Origin of the sequence: Bradyrhizobium sp. BRP23 (genome assembly GCF_020194135.1) — a bacterium.
Lineage (GTDB): Bacteria > Pseudomonadota > Alphaproteobacteria > Rhizobiales > Xanthobacteraceae > Bradyrhizobium > Bradyrhizobium yuanmingense.
Map to the genome: position 1 here is coordinate 43,323 of NZ_JADYVW010000003.1, position 24,084 is coordinate 67,406.

Here is a 24,084-nt window from a genome sequence, read left to right on the forward strand (position 1 = left end):
CGATGCCGCTTTCCCGCCGCCGCTTTCTCGCCGCCAGTGCCGCCGCCTCGGTGTTCGCCCCGTCGCTGGCGCTCGCCCAGGCCAAGGAATTCCGTCTCGGCCTGATCACGCCGAACGGCCATTCCTGGAACAAGGCCGCGCTCAAATTCGGTGACGAGCTCAAGGCCGCCACCAACGGCCGCCTGACCTTGACCGTCTTCCACGCCGGCCAGCTCGGCAACGAGACCGCGATGATGCAGCAATTGCAGTCCGGCGCGCTCGACATGGGCTTCATCCAGGCCGCCGAGCTCGGCTCGCGTGTGCCGCACATCGCCGCAATCAACGCGCCCTACATCGTGCGCTCGACGCCGGCGGTGGCCAAGTTCGTGCGGCATCCGGCGGCGGTGAAGCTGTTCGAGGTGCTGCCGCAGGAGACCGGCACGATCGGGCTCGGCTGGGGCATCACTGGAATGCGCGCGGTGTTCTCCTCCAAGGACCTGAACACGCTCGCCGACATCAAGGGCATGAAGCTGCGCATCAACCCGACCCCGGTCTATCGCGACTTCTATTCCTCGCTCGGCGCGGCGCCGACGCCGATCCCGACGCCGCAGGTGTTCGACGCCATGGCCAACGGCCAGGTCGACGGCCTCGAAGCCGATCTCGAGTTCTCCTGGAACCAGCGCTTCGACAAGGTGTCGAAGGTGATCCTGCAGATGAACGCCGTCTTCATGCCGATGGCAGCCGTCGTCTCCGGCCGCGTCTGGCAATCGCTGCCCGCCGCCGATCGCGAGCTGGTCACGAAAACGATCAAGACGACGCTGGACGCGCAGATCGACGAGCTCGCCGGCAACGAGCCCACGCTGATCGAGAATTTCAAGAAAGCACCGATCCCGATCCGCCAGGTCGACGCCAAGGACACCGAGGCCGTCATCGCCGAGTTCGACAAGATCTGGCTGCCCAAGGCCCCCGTCCTCGCCGAGCTGCGCAAAGTCGGCGCAACGCTCTGATCCCGTTCCCCATCCCTTTCACAAAAGCCGGCGGCTCCAGCCCCCCGCCGGCACATACCCCTGGAGTTAAACCATGAGCCGCCGCGTTGCCTGGGAAGGCGTCTTCCCGGCCGTCACCACCCAATTCCACGACGATCTCTCGCTCGACATCGACGCGACCGCCAAGGTCATGGACGGATTGATCCGCGACGGCGTCTCCGGCCTGATCGTCTGCGGCTCGGTCGGCGAGAACACCTCGCTCGAGCGCAAGGAGAAGGTCGCGATCATGGAAGCGGCGAAGTCGGTCGCGAAGGGCCGCGTGCCCGTGCTGTGCGGCATCGCCGAATTCACCACCGCGTTTGCGGTGGAGACCGCGAAGGAAGCCGCACGCGTCGGCATCGACGGCGTCATGGTGATGCCGGCGCTGGTCTATTCCTCCAAGCCGCACGAGACCGCCGCGCATTTCCGCGCCGTCGCCTCCGCGACTGACCTTCCCGTGATGCTCTACAACAACCCGCCGATCTACAAGAACGACGTTACGCCTGATATTCTCGCCTCGCTCGCCGACGTCGAGACCGTGGTCTGCTTCAAGGATTCCTCCGGCGACACCAGGCGCTTCATCGACACCCGCAACATGGTCGGCGACCGCTTCGTGCTGTTCGCAGGTCTCGACGACGTCATCGTCGAGAGCGTCGCGATGGGTGCCGTTGGCTGGGTCTCCGGCATGTCCAACGCTTTCCCGCGCGAGGGCGAGACGCTGTTCCGCCTCGCCAAGGCCGGGCGCTTCGCCGAGGCGATGCCGCTCTACGAATGGTTCATGCCGCTCCTGCACCTCGATGCCCGCCCGGACCTCGTCCAGTGCATCAAGCTGTGCGAGCACATCATGGGCCGCGGCACCGCCCTGACCCGCCCGCCCCGCCTGGCACTGCTGCCGCAGGAAAAGGCCGAGGTCGAGGCCCTGATGGCCAAGGCGCTGAAGAACCGCCCGCGCCTGCCGGATGTCGGGCTGAAGGCGGCTTGAAAACTCTCTCGGTCGTCATTGCGAGGAGCCCTTGCGACGAAGCAATCCAGACCGCCTCAGCGGAAAGACTCTGGATTGCTTCGCTTCGCTCGCAATGACGGAGAACTAGGTGACAGCCCGCTTCTTCTTCGCGTTCAGCGCGGAGGCCACGCGGCTCACGGGCGGCTTGCCGAGCACGCCGCTCATCGCGTTCGTCGCCGCCAGCAGCTTCTCCATATCGACACCCGTCCTGACGCCCATACCCTCCAGCATGTAGACGACGTCCTCGGTCGCGACGTTCCCCGTCGCGCCCGGCGCATAGGGACAGCCGCCGAGCCCGCCGGCAGCGGCGTCGATGACCCGGACGCCCTCCTCCAGGCCCGCATAGAGGTTGGCGAGCGCCTGGCCGTAAGTGTCATGGAAATGCATCGCGAGCCTGGCTGCGGGAATGTTGGCGGCCACCGCGCGCAGCATCTCCTTGGCCCTGGCTGGCGTGCCGACACCGATGGTGTCGCCGAGCGAGATCTCGTAACAACCGAGCTCGAACAGCGTGCTCGCAAGATCCGCGACCGCCTTCGGCTTAATCTCGCCATCGAACGGACAGCCCAGCACACAGGAGATATAGCCGCGCACCTTGACGCCATCCTCCCTGGCGCGCGCCAACACCGGCTTGAAGCGCTCGATGGACTCCGCAATCGTGCAGTTGATGTTCGCCCGGGAAAACCCCTCGGAGGCCGCCGCGAACACGGAGACCACTTTCGCGCCCGCGGCACGCGCGGCGTCATAGCCTTTCTCGTTCGGCACCAGCACGTGGAATTCGGCGCCCTTCACATGCGCGACGCCGCGCAGCACGGCATCCGAGCTTGCCATCTGCGGGATAGCCTTGGGCGAGACGAAGGCGCCGACCTCCACGGTATCCAGCCCGGCCGCCACGAGCGCCTCGATGAAGGCGATGCGCGCCTCGACGCTGACGGACGTCTTCTCGTTCTGAAGGCCGTCGCGCGGCCCCATTTCGATGATGCGGACCGGATCGCTCATCTCATTCCCCTGCAGGTTCGACCAGAGCGAGCTCGACGCCCTCCTGCACGATGTCGCCGACCTTGCACTTGATGGATTTCAGCACGCCGGCATAGGGCGCGCGCAGCGTCTGCTCCATCTTCATCACTTCCAGCGTGAGGATCGGCGCGCCCTTCTCCAGCTCGGCCCCCTCCTCGGCCAGCACGGCAACCACCGTGCCCGGCAAGGGTGCTGCGATCTTGTCCTCGCCGACATGCTCCTCGCTCTCGCCGCCGAACGGATCCACCCAATGCAGGTCGAAGCGGCCGTTGCGCGTGCGCAGGTACAGCTCATGGCCATCGATGACCGCTGCCACCGACGATTTGACGCCGTCGAGCGTCAGATCGAAGCCCCCATCCTTCGCTGCGATCGTGAACGCCAGCTCGCGGTCGCCGATCACCAGCGTCGACGGTCCGCTGCCATAGTTCAGCGCGATCTTCTGCTCCGGACCATGGCCGACACGAAATGCGAAGCTGCGCTGGCGGCGGCCGACCGGCTGCCAGCCGAAGGTCCGCCAGGGCGAGCTCGCCTCTAGCTGCGCAGCCTGCTGTTCCTCGTTGATAACAGCGGCAACTGCGGCGCAGAGCTCGAGCTCTCCGGGCGCCGGCGCCGCGGCGGTCAGCACCGCCAGCTCGCGCTCGATGAAGCCGGTGTCGATCGCATTCGCCCGCACCTTCGGATGCGTCATCAGCGCCGACAGGAATGGGATGTTGGTGACGATGCCGCGGACGTCGGATTCCTCCAGCCCGCGGTTCAGCCGCTCGATCGCGACGTCCCGCGTCGGCGCCCACGCGATCACCTTGGCGAGCATGGCGTCATAATACGGCGAGACCGTATCGCCCTCGCGATAGCCGGCGTCGATGCGCAAGCCCCCGGTCTCCGCCGGCAACCGCCAGGTCGAGATCCTGCCGACCGACGGCATGAAATTCTTGGTCGGGTTCTCGGCATAGACCCGCGCCTCGACGGCATGGCCGTTGAGCCTGATCTCATCCTGCTTGAGCGGCAGCGCCTCGCCGAAGGCAACGCGCAGCTGCCACTCGACCAGGTCGATGCCGGTGATCAGCTCGGTGACGGGATGCTCGACCTGCAGGCGCGTATTCATCTCGATGAAGAACACGTCCTTGCCGTCGGAGACGAACTCGATGGTGCCGGCACCGACATAGTTCACCGCGCCCGCCGCTTTTCGCGCGGCGGCGCAGACGGTTTCGCGCTGCGCAGCATTGAGCGTCGGTGATGGCGCCTCCTCGATCACCTTCTGATGCCGGCGCTGGAGCGTGCATTCGCGCTCGAACAGCGAGAGTAGATTGCCATGGCTGTCGCCGATGATCTGCACCTCGATATGCCGGGGATTGTCGACGTACTTCTCGATCAACATGCGGTCGTCGCCGAAGGCGGCCTTGGCCTCGCGCTTGGCGCTGACGATCGCCGGCGCCAACTCATCGGCGGACCGCACGATGCGCATGCCGCGCCCGCCGCCACCGGCGGAGGCCTTCACCAGCACAGGAAAGCCGATCTTGTCCGCCGCCTTGGCGAGCGTCGCCTCGTCCTGGGCCTCGCCGTGATAGCCTGATACCAGCGGCACGCCGGCCTTCTCCATCAGCTCTTTCGAGCCGGATTTCGAGCCCATTGCCGTCATCATCCCGGCGGTCGGCCCGACGAAGACGAGGCCGGCGTCATAACAAGCCTGCGCGAACTCGGCATTCTCGGAGAGGAAGCCGTAGCCGGGATGCACGGCCTCCGCTCCGGTCTTGCGCGCGGCCTCGATCAAGCGCTCGATATTGAGATAGCTGTCGCGGGCGCGGGCGGGCCCGAGCAATACGGCCTCATCGGCGAGCGCGACATGCATCGCCTCGCGATCGGCCTCGGAATAGATCGCGACCGTGCGCAGGCCCATCGCACGGGCGGTGCGGATGACGCGGCAGGCGATCTCGCCGCGGTTGGCGATCAGGAGCGTGCGGAAACGCCGGTAGAGTTTTGAGCGGTCCATCACATCACATCCTGAACAGGCCGAATTTCGTCGACTCGAGCGGCGCATTCGATGCCGCCGAGAGGCCAAGGCCGAGCACGAGACGCGTGTCGGCCGGATCGATCACGCCGTCGTCCCACAGCCGCGCGGTCGCGTAGTACGGGTGGCCCTGGCTCTCATATTGCGCGCGAATGGGCTCGCGGAACTTGTCTTCCTCTTCCCTGGACCAGCTGTCGCCCTTGGCCTCGATATTATCGCGTCGGACCTGGCTCAGCACCATCGAGGCCTGCTCGCCGCCCATCACCGAGATGCGCGCGTTCGGCCACATCCAGAGGAAACGCGGCGAGTAGGCGCGGCCGCACATGCCATAATTGCCGGCGCCGTAGGAGCCGCCGATCACGACGGTGAATTTCGGCACCGACGCCGTCGCAACCGCCGTGACGAGCTTGGCGCCGTCGCGCGCGATGCCGCCCGCCTCGTACTTCTTGCCGACCATGAAGCCGGTGATGTTCTGCAGGAATACCAGGGGAATGCCGCGCTGACAGCACAGCTCGATGAAATGCGCACCCTTCAGCGAACTCTCGCTGAAGAGAATGCCGTTGTTGGCGATGATGCCGACCGGATAGCCCCAGATATGGGCGAATCCGCACACCAGCGTCGTGCCATAGAGTTTCTTGAACTCGTCGAACTCCGAGCCGTCGACGATGCGCGCGATGATATCGCGCACGTCGAACGGCTTGCGGCCGTCGACCGGCACCACGCCGTAGATTTCCTCCGCCGCGAACAGCGGATCGCGCGGCTTATGCATGTTCAGGTTCGGCCGCACGGAAGGCTTGAGCGTGCCGACGATACGCCGGGCGATGCCGATCGCATGCGCATCGTTCTGGGCGTAGTGATCGGTCACGCCGGACTGCCGCGAATGCACGTCGGCGCCGCCGAGCTCCTCCGCACTGACGACCTCGCCGGTCGCGGCCTTCACCAGTGGCGGGCCGCCGAGGAAGATGGTGCCCTGGTTGCGCACGATGATGCTCTCGTCCGACATCGCCGGCACATAGGCACCGCCGGCGGTGCAGGAGCCCATCACGATCGCGATCTGCGGAATGCCCTGCGACGACATCTGCGCCTGATTGTAGAAGATGCGGCCGAAGTGCCGCTCGTCCGGAAAGATCTCGTCCTGCAGCGGCAGAAAGGCGCCGCCGGAATCCACCATGTAGACGCAGGGCAGATTGTTCTGCCGCGCAATGTCCTGCGCGCGCAGATGCTTCTTCACCGTCATCGGGTAGTAGGTGCCGCCCTTGATGGTGGCATCGTTGGCGACGATCACGCATTCGCGGCCCGAGATGCGCCCAACGCCAGTGACGACGCTGGCCGAATGCACGTCACCGCCATAGAGGCCATAGGCTGCGAGCGGCGACAGCTCCAGGAACGAGGTGCCGGGATCGACGAGGAGGTCGACGCGCTCGCGTGCCAGCATCTTGCCGCGCGCGGTGTGGCGCTTGCGCGAAGCCTCGCCACCGCCGCCGGCGACCTCGCTGAGTTTCTCACGCAAGTCCGCGACGAGGCCGCGCATGGCCTCGGAATTGCGTGCAAAATCTGATGACGACGGATCGATGCTGGAATGAAGCGGCATGGTGTTTCCAATGGGGTGAAGGACTTAAGCCGTCTCGGCCATCAGCTCGCGGCCGATCAGCATGCGGCGCACCTCCGAGGTGCCCGCGCCGATCTCGTAGAGCTTTGCATCGCGCCACAGGCGCCCGACCGGGAATTCGGAGGTATAGCCGACCCCGCCCAGCGCCTGGATTGCTTCGCCCGCCATCCACGTTGCCTTCTCCGCGGAATAGAGGATCGCAGCAGCCGCGTCCTTGCGTAAGCTGCGCGCGTGGTCGGCGCGGTCGCAGGCGCGGCCCACCGCATAGACATAGGCGCGCGTGGCCTGCCAGGTCGCATACATGTCGGCGAGCTTGCCCTGCATCAGCTGGAAGTCGCCGATCGGCTGGCCGAACTGCTTGCGTTCATGCATGTAGGGCACCACCGCATCCATGCAGGCCGCCATGATGCCGAGCGGGCCACCCGAGAGCACCGCGCGCTCGTAATCGAGGCCGGACATCAGCACCTTGACGCCCTCGCCCACCTTGCCCATCACATTCTCCTCCGGCACCTCGCAATCGTCGAAGAACAGCGGATAGGTGTTGGAGCCGCGCATGCCGAGCTTGTCGAGATGCTGGCCATGGGTGAAGCCCTTGAAGCCCTTCTCGATCAGGAACGCGGTCATGCCGCGCGGGCCGGCCTCCGGATCGGTCTTGGCATAGACCACCAGCACGTCGGCATCGCCGCCGTTTGTGATCCACATCTTGGAGCCGTTGAGCACGTAGCGGTCGCCGCGCTTGTCGGCGCGCAGCTTCATCGAGACCACGTCGGAGCCGGCGCCCGGCTCGGACATCGCGAGCGCACCGACATATTCGCCTGAGATCAGCTTCGGCAGATAACGCTGCCGCTGCGCGTCATTGCCGTTGCGGCGGATCTGGTTGACGCAAAGATTGGAATGGGCGCCGTAGGACAGGGCCACGGCCGCCGAACCGCGCGAGATTTCCTCCATGGCGACGATATGGGCGAGATAGCCCATATTGGAGCCGCCATATTGCTCCGGCGCGGTCATGCCGAGCAGGCCGAGGTCGCCGAAGCGCTTCCAGAGGTCTGCGGGGAAAAGATTAGCCTTTTCGATCTCGGCGGCACGCGGGGTGATCTCCGCCTCCACGAACGAACGAACGGTGTCGCGCAGCAGGCTGATGTCTTCGCCCAGATCGAAATCGATGCTCGGGATGTTCAAGGCGAGTCCTCCGTATTTTGGGCTCCGAAACTAGCCCGGTCCCGGCCCTCTTGCAGTCGAAAAGGTTGCATTTTCCGCCAAACTTGGCGAGGATTTCCGAAAGGAATTCCGATGCCTTTTCAAGCCGCCACCGCGATTCCGCGCCGCGCCGTCACGCCCGCCGCCTTCGTCCGCGGCGTGGTGGCCGCGTACGAGCATTACGGTCGCGATCCCGCCGAAGCCTTGAGCCGGGGTCAGGTCGCGCCGGAGCTTGTGAATTCTCCTGATGGGCGTGTGACCGCGGCCCAGTTCGAAGCGCTGGCGGGCCATGCCATGCGCGAGCTCGATGACGAGGCGCTTGGCTGGTTCTCGCGCCGGCTGCCATGGGGCACCTACGGCATGCTGTGCCGGGCCTCGATCACCGCACCGACGCTGGAGGTCGCGCTCAAGCGCTGGTGCCGGCATCACCGCTTGGTCACAGAGGATGTGCTGCTCGATCTCGAGGTTGGCGAAGAGACCGCCGTCGTGTCGATCCGTCAGCTCCGTGACCTCGGGCCCTTCCGCGAGTTCTGCCTCGTCACGCTGTTCCGCTACGTCCTCGGCTTCTCATGCTGGGCTGTCGACTCCCAGATCGCGCTCCGCGCGGCTGAGTTTCCTTACTCAGAGCCCGGCCACGTCTCGGTCTATCCGACCATCTTTTGCCGGAACGTCCGCTTCGACGCGGACCGCGCGGCCATCGTCTTCGACAAGCACTATCTGTCGCTACCGCTGACGCGCAGCGCGGCCGATCTCGACAACATGCTCAAGGGCGCGCTCCGGCTCACCGTGCTGCCGTACCGGCGCGACCGCCTGCTGGTCGAGCGCGTCCGCCGCGTGCTGCGAGAAGCGCGCGGACGGGTCCTCGGCGCCGAGGACGTCGCGCGCGAGCTTGCGCTCTCCACCCGCACGATGCATCGCCGTCTGCGCGAGGAGTCCACCTCGCTGCGCGATCTCAAGGAGGAGACGAAATTCGAGCTGGCCAAACAGGAGCTGATGCGCGGCCGCACGCCGATCAAGCGCATCGCCGAGATCGCCGGCTTCCGCAACGAGAAGAGCTTTTCGCGGGCCTTCCGAAACTGGACCGGCACCTCCCCGCGCGAGTTTCGGGGGCGGTATCGCTGAGGCGCTTTTCTGAGAATCAGACTTGATCGTGGAATATTCGGAGCCCTACCCCGCCGGCACTGCCACCGCGACCTCCTGCAATGGCAGCGGCACGTCCTTGGCGACCCCGAGCACGGGGAAGCTGCGCACGTTCTTGACGTTAGGCATCGCGGCGAAATGCAGGAGCTGCTGCCGCATACTCTCGACACTCGGGGCCACGCATTTGAGCAGATAGTCGGTGTCGCCGGAAATCCGCCAGCATTGCTGGATGCGCGGGATTGCGGCGATCGAGCTCTCGAACGCCTCCAGCACCGGCTGGGCCTGGCTGCCGAGCTGGATCGAGACGAACGACACCACCTCGTAGCCGAGCAGCCGCTCGTCGATCACGGCGCGAACCGCCCGGATCACGCCGCGGCTGAACAGCGACTTCAGCCGCCGCAGGCAGTTCGGCGCGGAAACGCCGACGCGCAGCGCCAGCTCGTTGTTGCGAACCCGCCCGTCCTGCTGCAGTTCGGATAGGATTTTCAGATCGACGCCGTCGAGCTGGTCACGCCCCGCCATCCCCCACCTCGTCCTGGTCGTGTCATGCGAGGCAGCGAAGCACGGTGGGAAATGGCTGCCAAGGGCCGGACGGACCCCCTGGCCGATCTTGTGGCGCTACCGCACGCATTTCGCGCGGTAGATGCAATTGCGAAACGTATCGCCCGCAGCTATAGGAGCCGCAGCAATGCACGGTCTGCGGGATGCTTTGGAAACTTTACTTTGCGCTGTTCGGCGTTACGACCTTGGGGGGCGTCGGCGTTATCCTCGTCGATGGGCCGCACCCGATCTACCCGTTGGCAGACTACGTCATTCTGACGCTGACTATTGCTCAGCTTGTCGGCTTGTTTGGCTACGCATTCCAGCGGCCGATACTATCCGAGCGACTTTGGCAGTCGGCCTTTCCCTTGTTCACGCTCAACCTGATCGCAACGCTGGTGATTGCCAGCATACGGTTCGCAGCAGCTCGCCCCGAATACGGAGCGCCAGTCGCCGCCTTCGCCGTAATCTTAGTTGGACTTCCTTGGCATCTTCCCCTCTTGCTCGCCGATCGACGGTACGCATTCCGTTCCACGACGGTGATCTGGAAGGAGCTGGTCTGACACCGATGCCAGGGTTTCCAGAGCGGCCGCCCACCCCTCAATGCGTCCAGGGTTCGCCGCGGCGGAACGAGAAATTGTCGGCATAGGCAACCGGCCGGCGGATCGACTCCTTGGGCTCGATCACCTGGTAGGCGATGCCCTTGCGCTCGCAATAGGCGATCGCCTCTTCCTTGCTGTGGAAGCGCAGCGTTATTTGCTGCTTCATGTCGGCCGACGAGGTCCAGCCCATCAGCGGCTCGACCGAGCGCGGCTGCTCCGGCTCGTAATCGAGCTGCCATTCCCTGGTCTTGGACCGGCCGGATTGCATCGCGTTTTTGGCGGGCTTGAAAATGCGTGCGGTCATGACTGGTCCGGGCCTCTTGGTCTTTCCGTTCGATTTCGATGCGTCACGGTGGCAGTTGGTGGAAATCTCGGGGATAGTATAGAGAAGCCGGTTGGGAACTGATCCTGATTCCGGGCCCGGCAACCCTCGCCAACGGTATAGTCATTATGCTGCACCGTGACAATTGCGTACCCGCGTTTCATCCTGGGACCCCGTTTGGCGGCCCGGTTTCATCGATCTCCGTGCTTCTGTCCTCTCTGAAAGCTCCCGACGCATGGCCTTCCTGAACGTCAGCGCCACACTTCCCGACAAGGGTCGCGACCTCCGGCTCGACCTGTTTCGCGGTGTCGCAAACTGGGCGATCTTTCTCGACCATATCCCCGACAACGTCGTGAACTGGATCACGACCCGCAACTACGGCTTTTCCGACGCGGCCGACCTGTTCGTCTTCATCTCCGGCTACACCGCCTCCTTCGTCTATGCACGGATGATGCTGGACCGCGGCTTCATCGTCGGTGCCACGCGGCTGACCAAGCGGGTCTGGCAGCTCTATGTCGCCCACATCATCCTGTTCGTGATCTACATCGCATCAATCAGCTATCTCGCGCTGCGCTTCGGCGATTCCGAGATGATCAACGAGTTCAACGTCGCCGGCCTCGTCGACAACGCCACCGAGACGCTGCGCCAGGGCCTGTTCCTGCGCTTCAAGCCTCTCAACCTTGACGTGCTGCCGCTTTACATCGTGCTGATGGGCCTGTTTCCGCCGGTGCTGTGGTTTATGCTGCGCAAGCCCGATTTGACGATGATCCTGTCGATCGTGCTGTGGCTCGCCGCGCGCCATTACGGCTGGAACCTGAACGCCTATCCGGCCGGCCAGTGGTACTTCAACCCCTATTGCTGGCAGGTGCTGTTCGTGTTCGGCGCCTGGTGCTCGATGGGCGGCGCGCGGCGCTCGGCAACGCTGATCAATTCGCCTGTTACGCTGTGGGTCTGCCTCGGTTATCTCCTGTTCGCGCTGGTCATGACCATGGCCGGCCGTTTCCCCACCTTCGGCGGCATGTTCCCGGAATGGCTGTTCTCGGCCTTCAACCCCAATGACAAGACCAACCTCGCACCGTATCGCTTCCTCCACTTCGTGGTGATCGTGATCCTGGTGATCCGCTTCGTGCCGAAGGAATGGCCGGGGCTGGAGTGGAAGGTGTTCGACCCCTTGATCGTCTGTGGCCAGCAGTCGCTCGCCGTGTTCTGCGTCGGCGTGTTCCTGTCCTTCGTCGGTCATTTCGAGCTGTCGATGAGCTCAGGGTCGCTGCTCGCGCAGATCTTCGTCAGCGTCGCCGGCATCGCGATCATGACGACGGTGGCTTATTACATCTCGTGGTCGAAGAAGCAGGACAAGCCGCTGAAGCCGCCGCCGGCCAAGCCGGCTGCGGAGGCGAAGGCGGCCTGAGAGAGGCGGCAGTTAGGCCGCCTCTTCGCCGTCGAACTCGGTGAACTTCTTGTAGATCCAGTCGCGGCCGTCATGGCGGCGCCAGACCTTGCCGAGCACGAACTGCCCGTTGATGGAGCGGCGCGGCACGATCACCGTCCAGAGGTGCCAGATCTCGGTCCAGTTTGACTGCGGACCGATGGTCCCGATGTTGCGGTCAATAGACATGGCAGAACTCGCTGGCGCAGAACTTAGGCTGATCCGCGCGCCGCGACGAACAATCATCTGTGGTGGCACAGAATGGACAGCCCATCGCGAGCCGGGACCGACCTGATAGCAGCCAGCCAAACGGCCGCAACAGCCGCTCGCCTTTAACCTTGCCGATCAACCTTACTTCTTGGGATGGAGCGGCGCGTTTGGTTGAAAGCCCGCGCCGGTTTTTCTAGAATGCCCGTGATTTGAGGACGGGCGCGCCGTTTCGGCGCAGGGCGATTTTAAGACTGAACTTTGCAGACGATCGGACGTTTGGAAGCAAGTAGATTGCTGGGGGGACGACAATGATGAAATTGCAATGTGCGCGTCTGCGCCTCGCGTTGCGCGTGATCCCGCCCGCGCCAATCGTGAGCATGGCGTCGCAACGGCCGCCGCAAGCCGCCAACGACAATCAGATGGCCTGGCCGTACGTGCCATTTCCGCCCGGCTGGTACGCCTCGAACTGACGAGCGCGGCGGACAAAACGCAACGCCGCAAGCGGAATATTCATCGCTTGCGGCGTCCGTTTAGACATTGGGCGCTGAAATCCCCAACACGGATTTGTCTATCGCGACGGGCGAAGGTTCGATGAGGCTTTGCTGATTTCCGCGCGAAGCGGAGGCCGGACGCGTAGATGCCTGGCCATTGCCGGTTGGATGCTGACCTCTAGGCCAGCGCCGCCCGGGACTGGTCGGGGCAGCTGGATTCGAACCAACGACCTGCAGTACCCAAAACTGCCGCGCTACCAGGCTGCGCTATACCCCGAATGTCCGGCGAGCCCCGTCGATACACGCTTCCCGGAGCGCCAGCAAGCTTTCCAAAGCCGCCGGCCTGGGCCGCAATCGCCCCTGCCCGTCCTATTTGCCGCCGAACAGGGGGTGGCCGACGCGATCACCGGGGCGGATGCCGTACTTCTGCGCCGTCCCCGCCACCACCTCCAGCACGGCCCGGGCGGGTCCCCGGGAGGAGATGATCTTCGTCGACAACGGCTCGGTATTCTCCGCAATGCGCAGGATGCGGCCATCGGCGCGGATGAAGATCATGTCGAGCGACACATAAGTGTTCTTCATCCACATCGAGATTTCCTGCTCGGGATTGAAGTCGAACAGCATGCCTTTGCCGTCGGCCAATTCCTTGCGGTACATCAGGCCGGTCTCCTTCTCCTCCGGGGTCGTTGCCATCTCGACCGAGAACACCTGCACGCCGTTCTTGGTGACAATCTCGAGCGGCTGGAAGCTCGCGGCGCCGGCCGGCGCGCCGGCGACGGCCCAGCCGGCGATGACGAGGATGGCGGCCAGCCAGCCCTTCAGAGCGGACCAGGCGGCCTTTCGATCAGAATTCATCGGGGCTCTCGCGGCGTGGGACTTCAATCAGTCCTTACGCGGCGACCGCCGGAAAAGGAAGAGGCGCGCCGGACTTGCAGCGCGCCTCTGCTCACAATTGCTGGAAGTCATAGCCTTAGTGCGACTGCAATCCCGGCGATCCGGTCTCGGGATGGATCTCGGCCGCCATCATGCCCTTGGAGCCGGGCCCGAAGCGGACCAGCACATACTGGCCCGGTCTCAGCTCAGTCATGCCGAAGCGGCGTAGCGTCTCCATGTGCACGAAGATGTCGGGCGTGCCCTCGCCGCAGGTCAGGAAGCCGAATCCGCGCAGCCGGTTGAACCATTTGACCTGGGCCCGTTCCAGCCCGCTGGTCGGGGTGACCGTGACATGGGTGCGCGGCGGCAGCATCTGCGCCGGGTGGATCGCGGTCGACTCGTCCATCGAAACGACGCGGAAGGCCTGGTAGCCCTTGGCGCGCTGGATGCACTCGACGACGATGCGGGCGCCCTCATAAGCAGTCTGGAAGCCGTCGCGCCTAAGCACGGTAACGTGCAGGAGCACGTCCGGCCAGCCGTTGTCGGGAACGATGAAGCCGTAACCTTTGGAGGCGTCGAACCATTTGATGACGCCGGTGACCTCGACGAGGTTGCCGCTGGCTTCGCCCAATCCGGTGAAGGGATTGAGCGCATTGTCGCGGCCGGCTCCGCCATGCTCGCCCGGCGTCAATCGCCCCTGCGAGGTGCCCTGTCCGGGAACTCCAAGCTTCTTGGACTCAAATCCGTCCGACGACCCCATAACCCCGGACCCCACACTGCCATGCAACCCGCCACATTGGCGGCGCCCGAATCACGCGCCTTAAGAGAATGTTCTCAATTCGACGCGACGCGAATCTTTCGACTCAAAAGATAACACTCCCGGTTGAGACGCATAGACAAAAAAGAGATTCGCCGGAACCTATGAACAGCTTGCACAGCCGCGAATCAAATTGATGCCTCAATTGCCGACAAAGGGCCCGAGCGTCTCGCCGATGTCGTGGTGGATGACGAGGTCGGCGATGTCGTCCTGCTCGGTCGGCTCGCGATTGATGATCACGAGACGTGCACCGGCGCGCTTGGCCATGATCGGAAAGCCGGCCGCCGGCCAGACCACCAGCGAGGAACCGATCGCGATGAAGAGATCGCAGGCCTGCGACAGCGCTGTCGCGCGCTGCATCTCCTCGTCCGGCATCATCTGCCCGAAGGAAATCGTGGCGGTCTTCACCGGTGCGTCGCAGGCGGTGCAGTCGGGCGCGATGCCATCGTCATCGAAACGGCGCTTCACCCAGTCGAGCGGGTAAACCTGCCCACATCCGATGCAGCGCGCATAGGTGGTATTTCCGTGAAGCTCAACCACGTGCTCCGGCGCGAAGCCGGAGGCCTGGTGCAGATTGTCGATGTTCTGGGTGATGACGGCGGGAACCTTGCCGGCACGGTAGAGCGATGCCAGCGCCCGATGGCCGCGGCCGGGCTTCGCTGCGGCGAAGACCTCCTCCATCGCAAAGCGGCGGCGCCAGGATTCGTCCCGCGCTGACTGGCTCGCGACGAACTCGTCGAACGGGATCGGACGGTTACGCGTCCAAATTCCGCCCGGCGAGCGGAAGTCGGGAATGCCGCATTCGGTCGAGATGCCGGCACCGGTGAACGGCACGATGGTCCTGGCCTCGGCGATCATGTCGCCGAGCCGTTCGATACCGCTCTGAAGATCCGATGCGATCAACCGCGCCTCCCGAATAGTTTGGCCTGACAGCAACATGCGCAAGCGGCAAGATCGTTGACGCTCTTATCAAGCGCTAACGCAATGCGCTCGGCAATTTCTTCCGACCTTCGCATATCACAATCCTGCAATGCCTCCTCCCCATTGACGCCCCATTCGGAAGTGCCAATGGATGTGTTGACGCGACTCAACGTGATTGCGGCGGCAGTGCTTGAGTTCGGATGTGCACATACTCAGGTGTAGAGGGGGATTTGACATGACCGAAGACGAACAACGCAAAGAGCGCGAACGCGAAGAAATCGCCGCCCGTGTCGCCGCCTTCCGTGCCACGCAGGAAAAGTTCAAGCGCGAGCGCGAGGAATATTTCGTGGCGACGCTGGAGAATGCCCGCAAGGCCGAGCGGCCCTCGCTCTGGCCGTAGGCATCATCGCGCCGGCAAGCGCGAAAATGGGCGAGTAAACAAGACCTGCGAATGAAAAAAGCCCGGAGCACCGCTCCGGGCTTTTCGCTATTCGCCGACTACCAATGACGGTAGTGGTGGTGACGGTAGTACGGCCCGCCGTAATAGGCGTACGGACCCGGTCCGTAATAGGCGGGACCGTCGTAGTAGCGGTAGCGGGGACCGTAATAGCCATAAGGCTGGGAAGCCGCGACTGCGCCCGCGGTAATCGCGCCGGCGGCGAGGCCGAACGCGAGGCCCGGGCCGATACCGCCGCGGCCACGCGCCTCAGCCGGCGCGGGCGCCGCGACCGCGGTTACACCGACCGCCGCGATGGTGGCCAGAACTGCCAGTGTCTTCTTCATGCTAGTCCTCCTTCGCGTGTCGCGGAGACAACGGCGAGCGCCTGTGATGGTTGCGCATGGATGGAACCGGCCCGCAGGCGAGAAATGTCGATGAAGCGGGAACGAAACGGCGAGACGGGGGTTAGCCTCTCAAGTGCGGGAGCCTCCGCCATCCGGGTCGAGGCGACAGCACGAAGACCCCGTCAGCATCTCCGCGGTGCTGGCGGGGTTTTCAGTTTCATGGGAGCAGATGGCAGCAGACCATGACGGTTGCCAGCGGGGACGACAATCATGGAGGAGAGTTTGCCCTTATCCGCTTTGCTGGCCCGTATCCGCAAATTGGTTCCCAAATCCGAGGATGAGCATTACGACGAGATCGTCCGCAACTTCGGTGTCGGCACGCTGCGCCCGCCGACGACGCCGATGAGCGACCGCGAGCTGGCGCAGGCCATCGCCGAGTTCCTCAAGGAGCAGCCGTCGAGCGAATCCGTCGCGACCCTCGGCCGCCGGCTCGACCCGTCCACCCGGCTCTGAGTTTCTTCGCGGGAGTATGGAACCAGGAATGCGCGCGGACGTTGAGCCCGTTCCCTGCTGAGCGGAGAGAAAGAGATATGCCCGCCTGGCTCGAAGTCTTGCTCAACCTGTCCGGCTATGCCGGCTTCGTGGCGCTCGCCTCGCGCGGCGCCGGATCCCCGCAGGTGCGGGCCGATGACCGCCGTTGCGGCGACGAGCGTTAATTGGCGCGCATCGTTAGTTGGCGCGCGCGGCTTGGCCTGCCGTACGCACCAAACGGTCGGCCTTCACCGCAACGCGCGTGTCCTCGGCCTGCGGCCGCAGCGAGAAGCTGATCACAACGAAAGCAAGGCAGAACAGCGTGCCGACGACGGCGACGCGCCGGTAGGTGTGCCGGTCGCCTTGGAAAAAGGACGGAGCTGAAAAAGGCATCATGGCAAATTGCTGCTTGGGCAAATCGTTTTCGGCAAAGGCGTTTCTTGCTTGTCTTTGCCGAACACCTACCCCAAGGCGCAGCAAGCGCAACGCGATTGGGCTTTTAACCTAACCGAATAGGGTTATCGGCATCCGTATAAGCTATCGTTAGCCAGACGCATCCGGCACCTTCGCGGCGAGAGCGGCGCAAGAACGCCCGGCTTTGTTCCAGCTTCGACTCCGTTTCGTTCGCGAAGAACGAATCGGAGTCGCAAGAATGCGCGGAGAGCAAATCCTAACGATCGATGAAGCGCGCACGCTCACATCGTCGACGCGGCAGGACCCTTCTTCGATGAGTGTCTTCTGCAACAAGTCTCTTCTGCAACAAGACTCTTCATCGACAAAACTTCGAGAAGACTCTTCGCCGGCAAGCAGCGCGGCGAGAGATCAAGCGCGCCCCCTCGGAGCGGATCGCGCTTGCGCGTTGCCGCGTGGCGTCGACAAAGGTCAGGCCGCCCGCTTCGGCTTCTCCTTCGAGAAGCATTCGAGGATCTGGATGCGCAGCTCCTCCGCCGCAGGGCCCTCGACCTTTCTGAGCTCGTTCCAGAGCCTGATCACTTCGCGCTGTTTTTCGACGGTCATGAGCAACCTCCAACGGTCCATCAAGGCGCCTCACTAGAACAAAATGAGAACAAAAAGTCCAGCCCCGGACGTAAAATTTTGGTGGGCGGCGTTGAACCTTTTCGGCGCGGCAAGCACCTATGGAAGCTGGGGATTTCAGCGCCCAGTTACACGGCAGCGCCGCCTGACGAACATACTCCGTCGTGGCGGCGCTGTTGCTTTTTGCGATTTCAACTTTAGGTTAAAGCCATGGCTGTCGGCCAGGCGCTGAAATCCCAACGCCGTCAGCCAGAAAAGCCTCGCGCGAAAGCGCGGGGCTTTTTCTTGTGAAGCGGATGAGGATGGTGAGGGAACGAAGCCTCGCCCCCCGATTGCTGCGCCGGCGCGTCAATGAGCCCACCGCACCGACATCGCCGGCACGTCAGACGGCGTCCTTGGCCACCTTCAGCGGCGAGGCCTTGACCGATTTGCTGGCGGGCTTCGCCGCAAACTGCATCGGCTCCTTGGTGAAGGGATTGATGCCCATGCGGGCTTCGGTCGCCGGCTTGTTCACGACCGACATCTTCACGAAGCCGGGAATGACGAACTCGCCGGACTCGTTGAGCTCCTTGTAGCCGACCGTCGCCATGTACTCGATCACCGACTTCACGTCGTTCTTCGAAAGCTGCGTGCCCTCGGCAATTGCATCGATCAATTGGGTCTTCGTCATCTTCGCCATGGTCTGAATTCCTTTGAATGGGTGCGCGGAGCAATTCTGCTGCTGGGGACGCGGCCGGACCCGCGAGTGCGCGCTGCTGATTCATGCCAGAAGTCATGAAGCGATCGGGCTTAGACCCTATCGAGGCCAAAAACGCAAGCACGGGCTCCGCGAGGTTCCCGACTTCCCGTGCAAGACGTTGGAGGACCTGCAATTTTAGGACCCGCAATTTCTCGAACCTGGCACAGCGCCGCGGCTGCTATAAGCCAGGAAAGGTATCTGATGGGGTTCTGATGAAGGTCGCTATCGTCATCGCAGGTTTGATCGTGGTCGCCGTCGCAGCCCTCGTCGCGATCCAGCCTAGCTTCTTGAAGCCTGCGTCCTTCGCCCTCGTGAAAAAGTCCGACATGTTCGGCTTCTCGCCCGGGATGACATTCGACGAGGCCAACAAGCTCGTCGCGCGACGCCACTATCTCTGCCGGCCGAGCCGAGGTCCGTACACGCTCACATGCGACATCAACGGCGCCAAGGTCGCCGTCGACGGCGACGAGACCGATCCCAGGCATCCGATCTGGCGCGTCAATGCGACGCTGAACAATCCGGGATCGCAGGAAACCGCCGTCAAATCGATTTCCGAGCAGTTCAACGCCTCGGCCATCAAGGACCGGGAAGGCTGGATCTGGATCGTCGGCCGCGGTTTCAAGCTGAGCTATGACGGCGCCAACTTGACTCTCGTCGACGAGGCCGCCGAAGCCAGGCTGCGCAAGGAGGACGCCAAGCGCTAGATCGCATCGCGCTTCCTCGTTCGTGAAACTTGTGGCCGGCGATCCGTTGTTGACGCTTCAGTAACCTAACGCGACCAAGCTTCTGTCAGGTTGGTTGCGTTGGAGTATCCTCAAAGTGCTGGATTTTAACGAGCTGCGTGAACTCGCGGCAGATGTTCGTGTTTTTGTAGATGTCGCCGAAGACAAGGCCGAGGCGCTCAGAGCCGTGATCGCGGCCTACGATGTGGTGCTGGCGATCTTCCCCGTCAATGACGGCATGGGCCTCCACGTCATCAAGGGCAAGGGGATCCTGGACCAGATCGCGACGTCGCGCACACACGCGATGTACAGCCACACGGCGATCGCGGTTCCGGATCTCGCCCACGCCGAAGCGCTCAAGTTCCTGACGGCGCCGGTCGAACAGCGGATTGCGGCCTGAGCATCGTTCAGCCGCTCCGCTCGCGTAGAGCGGCGCGGCGGAATTGTCGTGGTCGCTTCAGCGGCTTTGTCTGGGCGTGCGGGCTGTTCGCCGCTTCCGTCGCAGACCGATGCGCGTGCCCGGAAGATTGATGCCAAGCTCGATCGCACGCGACCTGATCGATGCAATGGGACGCTTGAGCTTCACGATCATCAGCGTGAGGCTCTTTCCCGTTTCGCACATGGATCGAAGCAGCCGGTCGTCGTCTTCCGACCAGCGTTCGTGGTTATAGGTGCGGGCAGCCATCGACGTTTGCCTCTGAGGCCAATGAGGCGGGACCTTAAGCGGGAGAATGTCAAAGGACCCAGCTTCGCCTTTTTCTGAGCGCGGCGGCTGGGTGTCAGTTGAGGGGCGGCTTGTTACGCTGCCGCCTGACGCAGAGATAGTTTTTCGGCGTCGATTTTCAACCGACTTACGGATTTGTAATGGCCCGGCGCGAGCGCCTCCCCACTCCAGCGAAGCTGGCGCATGTTCTTTTGAACTTTCTTGCCGCTCGCGCGTCTTACAGTTGAAGCGTCCCTAAGCTTCACCTCGACAGAGAACCCCGCTCCTGAAAGGGCGGGGTTTTCGCTTTTGGCGCTGCATCAGCTTGCCCGGGATTTCAAGCGCTCTTTGCCGTTGACCCGGCGGCCGTCCGGCCGCACTTTTTGCGACGGGCAGGGTTTTGAGGAGCCGTGATGCCGAAAACCCTTGTGGAATTCAGAGCGCAGAACCTTCGTTTGCTCGAGCGGCTTTGTCCCGACGACCCGCGATACATCGCGGCCTGGCTGAAGCAGTTCGACGAGCAGAACGGGATCACACCAAGAACTGGTCCGAAGTCCGGCAAGAGCCGTGCGGCTGCCTCGCCGCGAAGCAGGACCGCTTCGCCCGGGCGTGCGAGGTCAGCGCCCTCCTCCGTCTCACCCCGCTAGTCCGGGGCGACGACAACGCGCGTGCTTATGGCTTGCATGCGCGCGCGTGTCACGACCGAGCGACTGCACGCGTCAGGCGGCGCGGCGCTTCTTTCGCGCACCTGCCGGCTTCGCCTTCGGCTTTTCGGCGCCGACTTTCGAGACGCGCGCGACTGCGGCAAGCGAGGCGGAAAGAACCTCGCGCTGGGCTTCGAGCCAATGCCTCTCGGCGTGGCCGTCCGCCCCACCGCTCTCCATCCAAATCTGGTATGCGCGCTCGCGGATCGCTTGTTCCAGGTCTGACATCGATGTCCCTCCAATTCGGAGCGGCATCCTGGGCGCGGTCGGTTAACAAGCTCTCAAGCGACCAACGTTCCCCGAGCCGGAACATCGCAACGAGCCTGCGGGCCCTGACGTCTTCGCGAAACGCGGACGTCATCGCACGTCGGCAATGATCGCAGCGACGCGGCGGGAATGATGATCGACGATCACGAGGGACTTCCCCGCGATCAGGTACTGATCTCCCCAGAACCCGTTGAGGATCTGCGTCACCTCCGGCGGCAGGTCCGCCGTCTCGGTCTGCCGCGGGACCGAGGTGCCGATCATCATCTCGAAATTCGGCCGATCCATTGCGGGGCCTTGCGATGTCGAAAGGACTGAGCGCAGCTGCTCGCGTTGTTGCGCGGTGAGGTTTGCCGGCTGGCTACTCTCCTTGATCTGGCGAGCGCGAGCGCCGCTCGAATCCTCATTTGCAGCGGGATCTTGTTTGGCAGCGGTGCTGACTGCGTCGCGTTGTGTTGGAACTCCCGTGCCGACCGTGGTCGCAGGCGCGCTGTTGTCCGCGCCGGTCGAGGGGCGTCCAACGTAGTCGGTCACGCCGAACATTTGGGGAGCCGCAAACCACAGCCCGAAGCCCACAAAGAGGATTGCAGCGGCCGCCGATCCCCACATCATCAGCTTGCGTGTGCCTTCTCGCTCTTCGTCCCGAGGAAGATCCTTGACCATCGTGAGATGCCTCCAGTTGCTTCGGGCCAACCCGGGCCTTGCTTCTCCGTTCCTACAGCTTCAGCGACGGCTCTGAATGGAGCACGTCCTTGAAATTGGAACGTTGCGTCCGCACCGGCGTACCGACAGCAACCGCAATTGCGCAACGGCCGGCTGAAGGGCGGTGAGTCAATCGCCCGCCTCGCGCCGCGAACGCTCGCGCTCGAACCAAGTCAGGCAGAAGCAATGCAGAGCAACTCGGAAACCAGGCTGCAGTCGATCCCGGCGGATGCCTCGGCCGAACGCAGGCCACACCCTGCCGGTCCGCACGCCACGCCGGAGCTGACCGACACGGAGAAGACACCCGGTTGCGGCGTGTTGCCTGAACCGGATGATCCGAACATCAGTCCCACGGGCTAGTCGGCACGACGCTCTGCGGCCACGTCGATCCGGCGACGGAGTGCGCATGGCTGCAGCCCAACTTGCATCGACGGCTCCGCCCGACGTCAGCAGCAGAGACCGCAGCGCCAGTCACGGAATGTCCGCGGCCTTGCGGTTGTCCCCGATCGAAACCGGCTTGTTCAGGAAATACTCGCGGTTGCCCGTCGCCGCTTCCGCGTATTGGTCGATGGCGACGATGATGGCCTGGACGTGGGCATAGCACCACCCTTCCCGCGTCGCTCTGCGGCGAACGTCCTCGAGCGCGGTCAGGAAGGGCGACAGGTCTCGCTCGTCATCGAACCACCGCCTGCTCACCACGTCCTCCCGCCGAGCACCCTGCCCTTGGTCTGGCGCGGCTCTGCCGCCTTCAGCGCGTCGCGTTCGGTGCACAGGCTCTCGACCTTCGCCTCCATCCGCGACAGCAGCGCTTGCGCCGAAGCCGTGCCGATCCCCGCCCGTTGCAGCTGGAGGATCTCCTTCCGCTGCCTGCCCATCTGGATGCGCATCCGTTCGATCTCCCGCCTGAGATAGTCCAGGTCCGGCATTGTTCCGCCTCGCGAATTCTAGAGAGGGCCCATGAGAACAAAAACGGAACGAAGAGTCGAGTCCGACGTTCTACGGAAAGCGGAATAGGAGATGTGCGATGGCTGATAACACTCAAAAGGACCCGAAGGACTGGGTTTCCGGCGACGATCCGATGACCGGAGCCCAGGAATCCTATCTCAAGACCCTCGCCGAGCAGGCGCACGAGAGCCCGCCCGCGGACGAGCTGACCAAGGCCGAGGCCTCCGAGCTGATCGACAAGATGCGGCAAAAGGCTGGGCTGGACGAGTGAGCCGTCCGGTTGCGGGAACCCGGCTCGATGCGTATGCAAACGAAATTGGGAATCGAGAATGCCTTATTTCGTTTGTGCCCGCGATGGAGCGGGCCAGATCATCCTGAAGCGAGACACAAAGGAAGCGGCCGAGAAGAAAGCCGCCGAGCTCCGCGACATGGGCTATTTCGAAGTCGAGATCGTCGCGAAGGATGACCAGGAGACGGCGTGAGGGATCATGCGTCCCTCAACACCCTAAAGGCGCTGAGAATGACGAAAGCACCGAAACCATAGGTCAGCGCATTCACGACCCAGGCAATGCCGATGCCGAGCAGGTTCGATCCTCCGACCGCTCCCCGGAAAAAATACGCTGCGCTGATGCCCGGCCACTCCAGCCAAAGCAACGCGAAGTCGGTCAGCGGCTCTAGGACGAGGAGCACCGTCGAGACGAGCGCCCCCACGGCCAATGCGATGACGAGATATGTCCTCAGCCAGGGCATCAAAGACCCAGCAGGCCAGCGATAACAGGAATGAGGAAAAAGGCGGCGATCCCGAGTAGCCCGCCCACGACAAAGCGTGCCGCGCGGCCGTGAATCTTCGTATCGAGCCACGCACAGATGGCCACCGCAGCCTGTCTCAGCCAGCTACCCACCAGGGTTCTGACGAGATCGAACAGGAGTTCTGCAACGAGTGCGGCCATGGCGTTTGGTCGGCGCCAGCTCTGGCGGGGTTCACGAGCAGTCATCGCGGTGGCTGATCGGCCGAACGCGAGCCGATAGGCGATGACACAGCACGCTTACCGCGCCGCGCTCCCGCGGGCGCCTTGCACTCGTCATTCAATTGAATTACCTTGGACGTATCGCTTCGGAGAAAGTAAAGAAAGTAACATGGCCGCAAATGCCCTTGTTCAGACCCGCATCGACGCCGAAGTCCGTGATCGCGCCTCGGCCGTCCTTGAGGAGATGGGGCTAACGGTGTCGGACGCGGTCCGCATCCTGCTCACCCGGACTGCCAATGAGGGCGCGCTACCGCTCGAGCTCCTCACGAACGGCAAGGCTCATGACGCCTGGTTTCGCGCGAAGGTTCTGGAGGCGCTGAACGATACCCGGCCCGATACCTCCGACGAACAGGCTGAAGCGCATTTCGCAAAGCGGCGGGCGGCGGCTCGGCGCAGGGCGGATGAACCAAAGTCGTGAAGCTCGTCTGGTCCGCGTTCGCGCTGTCGGACCGCGACGGCATCTTCACCCACATCGTCGCTGAAAATCCTCGGGCAGCCATAGCGCTCGACGAGAGGATCGCTGCCGCTGCGCATCGACTTGTCGAGTTTCCCGAAAGTGGGCGCCTGGCCGTGTCGCCGGCACACGCGAGCTCGTCATTGTCGGCACTCCCTACGTCGCGGCCTATACCGTAACGGAAAGCTCGATCCGGATATTGCGCGTCCTGCACGGCGCCCAGAAGTGGCCCGATGAGCTTCCCTAAGATTGAGGCTGCGGAAAGCTGTCAGGGCTCCATGAACTGACAGCGCGTAGGAT

The 24,084-nt window shown here is 63.6% G+C and carries 36 protein-coding genes, 1 tRNA gene and 1 pseudogene; 15 read left to right on the top strand and 23 right to left on the bottom strand.

Annotation, left to right across the window (positions count from 1 at the left end):
- Window positions 1-2 precede the first annotated feature (2 nt).
- A complete protein-coding gene (locus I6F24_RS08165) occupies window positions 3-986 on the top strand; it encodes a TRAP transporter substrate-binding protein (protein ID WP_225149589.1) in 984 nt (327 codons plus the stop codon).
- A gap of 73 nt (window positions 987-1,059) precedes the next feature.
- Window positions 1,060-1,986 carry a dihydrodipicolinate synthase family protein gene (locus I6F24_RS08170; protein ID WP_036027961.1) on the top strand — a complete coding sequence of 309 codons (927 nt, stop codon included), beginning with the start codon at window positions 1,060-1,062 and terminating at the stop codon, window positions 1,984-1,986.
- Window positions 1,987-2,091: 105 nt separating this feature from the next.
- Here I6F24_RS08170 and I6F24_RS08175 read toward each other — a convergent pair whose 3' ends face one another.
- The 4 genes from I6F24_RS08175 to I6F24_RS08190 are packed head-to-tail and all read right to left on the bottom strand — an operon-like array spanning window position 2,092 to window position 7,814.
- Entirely contained in the window at window positions 2,092-3,003 is a 912-nt protein-coding gene (locus I6F24_RS08175; RefSeq protein WP_225149588.1) for a hydroxymethylglutaryl-CoA lyase, read from the bottom strand.
- 1 nt (window position 3,004) lies between these two features.
- Complete coding sequence (locus I6F24_RS08180) at window positions 3,005-5,008, bottom strand: acetyl/propionyl/methylcrotonyl-CoA carboxylase subunit alpha (RefSeq protein ID WP_225149587.1); 2,004 nt, start codon at window positions 5,006-5,008, stop codon at window positions 3,005-3,007.
- A 4-nt stretch (window positions 5,009-5,012) separates the two neighbouring features.
- On the bottom strand, window positions 5,013-6,617 hold the full coding sequence (locus I6F24_RS08185; RefSeq protein WP_225149586.1) for a carboxyl transferase domain-containing protein: 1,605 nt from the start codon (window positions 6,615-6,617) through the stop codon (window positions 5,013-5,015).
- A gap of 24 nt (window positions 6,618-6,641) precedes the next feature.
- Entirely contained in the window at window positions 6,642-7,814 is a 1,173-nt protein-coding gene (locus I6F24_RS08190) for an isovaleryl-CoA dehydrogenase (RefSeq protein WP_057029139.1), read from the bottom strand.
- Window positions 7,815-7,925: 111 nt separating this feature from the next.
- Between I6F24_RS08190 and I6F24_RS08195 the strand changes: the two genes are divergently transcribed.
- Entirely contained in the window at window positions 7,926-8,954 is a 1,029-nt protein-coding gene (locus I6F24_RS08195) for an AraC family transcriptional regulator (RefSeq protein WP_036027957.1), read from the top strand.
- A gap of 45 nt (window positions 8,955-8,999) precedes the next feature.
- Here I6F24_RS08195 and I6F24_RS08200 read toward each other — a convergent pair whose 3' ends face one another.
- A complete protein-coding gene (locus tag I6F24_RS08200; protein WP_035999653.1) occupies window positions 9,000-9,494 on the bottom strand; it encodes an Lrp/AsnC family transcriptional regulator in 495 nt (164 codons plus the stop codon).
- Between the two features lie 182 nt (window positions 9,495-9,676).
- On the opposite strand from I6F24_RS08200, the gene I6F24_RS08205 reads away from it, so the two are divergent.
- Window positions 9,677-10,075 (top strand): hypothetical protein, encoded by a 399-nt coding sequence (locus tag I6F24_RS08205; protein ID WP_035999655.1) that lies wholly within the window; start codon window positions 9,677-9,679, stop codon window positions 10,073-10,075.
- A 37-nt stretch (window positions 10,076-10,112) separates the two neighbouring features.
- On the opposite strand, the gene I6F24_RS08210 is transcribed toward I6F24_RS08205, so the two are convergent.
- Window positions 10,113-10,418, bottom strand: a complete 306-nt coding sequence (locus I6F24_RS08210) for an ETC complex I subunit (RefSeq protein WP_024337795.1) — start codon at window positions 10,416-10,418, stop codon at window positions 10,113-10,115.
- Between the two features lie 253 nt (window positions 10,419-10,671).
- On the opposite strand from I6F24_RS08210, the gene I6F24_RS08215 reads away from it, so the two are divergent.
- Complete coding sequence (locus I6F24_RS08215; protein WP_036027956.1) at window positions 10,672-11,844, top strand: OpgC domain-containing protein; 1,173 nt, start codon at window positions 10,672-10,674, stop codon at window positions 11,842-11,844.
- Between the two features lie 12 nt (window positions 11,845-11,856).
- Here I6F24_RS08215 and I6F24_RS08220 read toward each other — a convergent pair whose 3' ends face one another.
- The 6 genes from I6F24_RS08220 to I6F24_RS08240 all read right to left on the bottom strand — a co-directional run bounded on the left by I6F24_RS08220 (window position 11,857) and on the right by I6F24_RS08240 (window position 15,156).
- Window positions 11,857-12,051, bottom strand: coding sequence for a hypothetical protein (locus I6F24_RS08220; protein WP_036027955.1), 195 nt, complete (start codon window positions 12,049-12,051; stop codon window positions 11,857-11,859).
- 436 nt (window positions 12,052-12,487) lie between these two features.
- Window positions 12,488-12,610, bottom strand: a complete 123-nt coding sequence (locus I6F24_RS37560; protein ID WP_276573659.1) for a hypothetical protein — start codon at window positions 12,608-12,610, stop codon at window positions 12,488-12,490.
- A gap of 153 nt (window positions 12,611-12,763) precedes the next feature.
- Window positions 12,764-12,840: transfer RNA gene (locus tag I6F24_RS08225), tRNA-Pro, on the bottom strand.
- 92 nt (window positions 12,841-12,932) lie between these two features.
- Window positions 12,933-13,418 (bottom strand): DUF192 domain-containing protein, encoded by a 486-nt coding sequence (locus tag I6F24_RS08230; RefSeq protein ID WP_035999663.1) that lies wholly within the window; start codon window positions 13,416-13,418, stop codon window positions 12,933-12,935.
- A 115-nt stretch (window positions 13,419-13,533) separates the two neighbouring features.
- On the bottom strand, window positions 13,534-14,196 hold the full coding sequence (locus I6F24_RS08235) for a cold-shock protein (RefSeq protein ID WP_057029133.1): 663 nt from the start codon (window positions 14,194-14,196) through the stop codon (window positions 13,534-13,536).
- Between the two features lie 198 nt (window positions 14,197-14,394).
- On the bottom strand, window positions 14,395-15,156 hold the full coding sequence (locus tag I6F24_RS08240; RefSeq protein ID WP_225125481.1) for an NAD-dependent protein deacetylase: 762 nt from the start codon (window positions 15,154-15,156) through the stop codon (window positions 14,395-14,397).
- 253 nt (window positions 15,157-15,409) lie between these two features.
- Between I6F24_RS08240 and I6F24_RS08245 the strand changes: the two genes are divergently transcribed.
- Window positions 15,410-15,574, top strand: coding sequence for a hypothetical protein (locus tag I6F24_RS08245; protein ID WP_225140731.1), 165 nt, complete (start codon window positions 15,410-15,412; stop codon window positions 15,572-15,574).
- 98 nt (window positions 15,575-15,672) lie between these two features.
- Here the strand turns inward: I6F24_RS08245 and I6F24_RS08250 are convergent, their stop codons facing one another.
- Window positions 15,673-15,957: a hypothetical protein gene (locus I6F24_RS08250; protein ID WP_036045604.1), complete on the bottom strand. Its 285-nt coding sequence runs from the start codon at window positions 15,955-15,957 to the stop codon at window positions 15,673-15,675.
- Window positions 15,958-16,227: 270 nt separating this feature from the next.
- Between I6F24_RS08250 and I6F24_RS08255 the strand changes: the two genes are divergently transcribed.
- Together I6F24_RS08255 and I6F24_RS37565 are read left to right on the top strand one after the other, a co-directional pair.
- Window positions 16,228-16,470 carry a hypothetical protein gene (locus I6F24_RS08255; protein ID WP_225149585.1) on the top strand — a complete coding sequence of 81 codons (243 nt, stop codon included), beginning with the start codon at window positions 16,228-16,230 and terminating at the stop codon, window positions 16,468-16,470.
- 77 nt (window positions 16,471-16,547) lie between these two features.
- Window positions 16,548-16,673: a hypothetical protein gene (locus I6F24_RS37565; protein WP_276573660.1), complete on the top strand. Its 126-nt coding sequence runs from the start codon at window positions 16,548-16,550 to the stop codon at window positions 16,671-16,673.
- A 13-nt stretch (window positions 16,674-16,686) separates the two neighbouring features.
- Here I6F24_RS37565 and I6F24_RS08260 read toward each other — a convergent pair whose 3' ends face one another.
- The 3 genes from I6F24_RS08260 to I6F24_RS08265 form a co-directional block, all read right to left on the bottom strand.
- The gene (locus I6F24_RS08260; protein WP_036045621.1) at window positions 16,687-16,884 is read right to left on the bottom strand and encodes a hypothetical protein; all 198 of its coding nucleotides are present in this window, start codon (window positions 16,882-16,884) and stop codon (window positions 16,687-16,689) included.
- Between the two features lie 486 nt (window positions 16,885-17,370).
- The gene (locus I6F24_RS37570; protein WP_260347228.1) at window positions 17,371-17,505 is read right to left on the bottom strand and encodes a hypothetical protein; all 135 of its coding nucleotides are present in this window, start codon (window positions 17,503-17,505) and stop codon (window positions 17,371-17,373) included.
- Window positions 17,506-17,905: 400 nt separating this feature from the next.
- Window positions 17,906-18,202, bottom strand: a complete 297-nt coding sequence (locus I6F24_RS08265) for an HU family DNA-binding protein (RefSeq protein ID WP_008558895.1) — start codon at window positions 18,200-18,202, stop codon at window positions 17,906-17,908.
- A 272-nt stretch (window positions 18,203-18,474) separates the two neighbouring features.
- On the opposite strand from I6F24_RS08265, the gene I6F24_RS08270 reads away from it, so the two are divergent.
- Window positions 18,475-18,966, top strand: coding sequence for a hypothetical protein (locus I6F24_RS08270; RefSeq protein WP_225125483.1), 492 nt, complete (start codon window positions 18,475-18,477; stop codon window positions 18,964-18,966).
- Window positions 18,967-19,081: 115 nt separating this feature from the next.
- Complete coding sequence (locus I6F24_RS08275; protein ID WP_225125485.1) at window positions 19,082-19,384, top strand: hypothetical protein; 303 nt, start codon at window positions 19,082-19,084, stop codon at window positions 19,382-19,384.
- 57 nt (window positions 19,385-19,441) lie between these two features.
- Here the strand turns inward: I6F24_RS08275 and I6F24_RS08280 are convergent, their stop codons facing one another.
- The 3 genes from I6F24_RS08280 to I6F24_RS08290 form a co-directional block, all read right to left on the bottom strand.
- Complete coding sequence (locus I6F24_RS08280; protein WP_035999684.1) at window positions 19,442-19,669, bottom strand: hypothetical protein; 228 nt, start codon at window positions 19,667-19,669, stop codon at window positions 19,442-19,444.
- 737 nt (window positions 19,670-20,406) lie between these two features.
- A complete protein-coding gene (locus I6F24_RS08285) occupies window positions 20,407-20,619 on the bottom strand; it encodes a DUF2934 domain-containing protein (RefSeq protein WP_225125486.1) in 213 nt (70 codons plus the stop codon).
- A 129-nt stretch (window positions 20,620-20,748) separates the two neighbouring features.
- On the bottom strand, window positions 20,749-21,318 hold the full coding sequence (locus I6F24_RS08290; protein WP_225149584.1) for a DUF1236 domain-containing protein: 570 nt from the start codon (window positions 21,316-21,318) through the stop codon (window positions 20,749-20,751).
- Between the two features lie 138 nt (window positions 21,319-21,456).
- On the opposite strand from I6F24_RS08290, the gene I6F24_RS08295 reads away from it, so the two are divergent.
- Entirely contained in the window at window positions 21,457-21,717 is a 261-nt protein-coding gene (locus I6F24_RS08295) for a hypothetical protein (protein WP_036022977.1), read from the top strand.
- 111 nt (window positions 21,718-21,828) lie between these two features.
- On the opposite strand, the gene I6F24_RS08300 is transcribed toward I6F24_RS08295, so the two are convergent.
- Together I6F24_RS08300 and I6F24_RS08305 are read right to left on the bottom strand one after the other, a co-directional pair.
- Complete coding sequence (locus I6F24_RS08300; protein WP_085974320.1) at window positions 21,829-22,053, bottom strand: hypothetical protein; 225 nt, start codon at window positions 22,051-22,053, stop codon at window positions 21,829-21,831.
- Window positions 22,050-22,283 carry a hypothetical protein gene (locus I6F24_RS08305; RefSeq protein ID WP_225125489.1) on the bottom strand — a complete coding sequence of 78 codons (234 nt, stop codon included), beginning with the start codon at window positions 22,281-22,283 and terminating at the stop codon, window positions 22,050-22,052. Before I6F24_RS08305 ends, I6F24_RS08300 begins: the two co-directional genes overlap by 4 nt.
- 98 nt (window positions 22,284-22,381) lie before the next feature.
- Here I6F24_RS08305 and I6F24_RS08310 point away from each other — a divergent pair, with 98 nt between their 5' ends.
- Together I6F24_RS08310 and I6F24_RS08315 are read left to right on the top strand one after the other, a co-directional pair.
- Window positions 22,382-22,573: a DUF3072 domain-containing protein gene (locus I6F24_RS08310; protein WP_225125490.1), complete on the top strand. Its 192-nt coding sequence runs from the start codon at window positions 22,382-22,384 to the stop codon at window positions 22,571-22,573.
- A gap of 58 nt (window positions 22,574-22,631) precedes the next feature.
- On the top strand, window positions 22,632-22,784 hold the full coding sequence (locus I6F24_RS08315; RefSeq protein WP_225125491.1) for a hypothetical protein: 153 nt from the start codon (window positions 22,632-22,634) through the stop codon (window positions 22,782-22,784).
- A 4-nt stretch (window positions 22,785-22,788) separates the two neighbouring features.
- Here I6F24_RS08315 and I6F24_RS08320 read toward each other — a convergent pair whose 3' ends face one another.
- Both I6F24_RS08320 and I6F24_RS08325 read right to left on the bottom strand, forming a co-directional pair.
- A complete protein-coding gene (locus I6F24_RS08320) occupies window positions 22,789-23,052 on the bottom strand; it encodes a hypothetical protein (protein WP_225125492.1) in 264 nt (87 codons plus the stop codon).
- Window positions 23,052-23,252 (bottom strand): hypothetical protein, encoded by a 201-nt coding sequence (locus I6F24_RS08325; protein WP_036033381.1) that lies wholly within the window; start codon window positions 23,250-23,252, stop codon window positions 23,052-23,054. The genes I6F24_RS08320 and I6F24_RS08325 overlap by 1 nt, the downstream gene beginning before the upstream one ends.
- 187 nt (window positions 23,253-23,439) lie before the next feature.
- Between I6F24_RS08325 and I6F24_RS08330 the strand changes: the two genes are divergently transcribed.
- Together I6F24_RS08330 and I6F24_RS08335 are read left to right on the top strand one after the other, a co-directional pair.
- On the top strand, window positions 23,440-23,748 hold the full coding sequence (locus I6F24_RS08330; RefSeq protein WP_225113584.1) for a type II toxin-antitoxin system RelB/DinJ family antitoxin: 309 nt from the start codon (window positions 23,440-23,442) through the stop codon (window positions 23,746-23,748).
- Window positions 23,745-24,031: pseudogene (locus I6F24_RS08335) on the top strand (type II toxin-antitoxin system RelE/ParE family toxin). Before I6F24_RS08330 ends, I6F24_RS08335 begins: the two are co-directional and overlap by 4 nt.
- The last annotated feature ends 53 nt before the right edge of the window (window positions 24,032-24,084 follow it).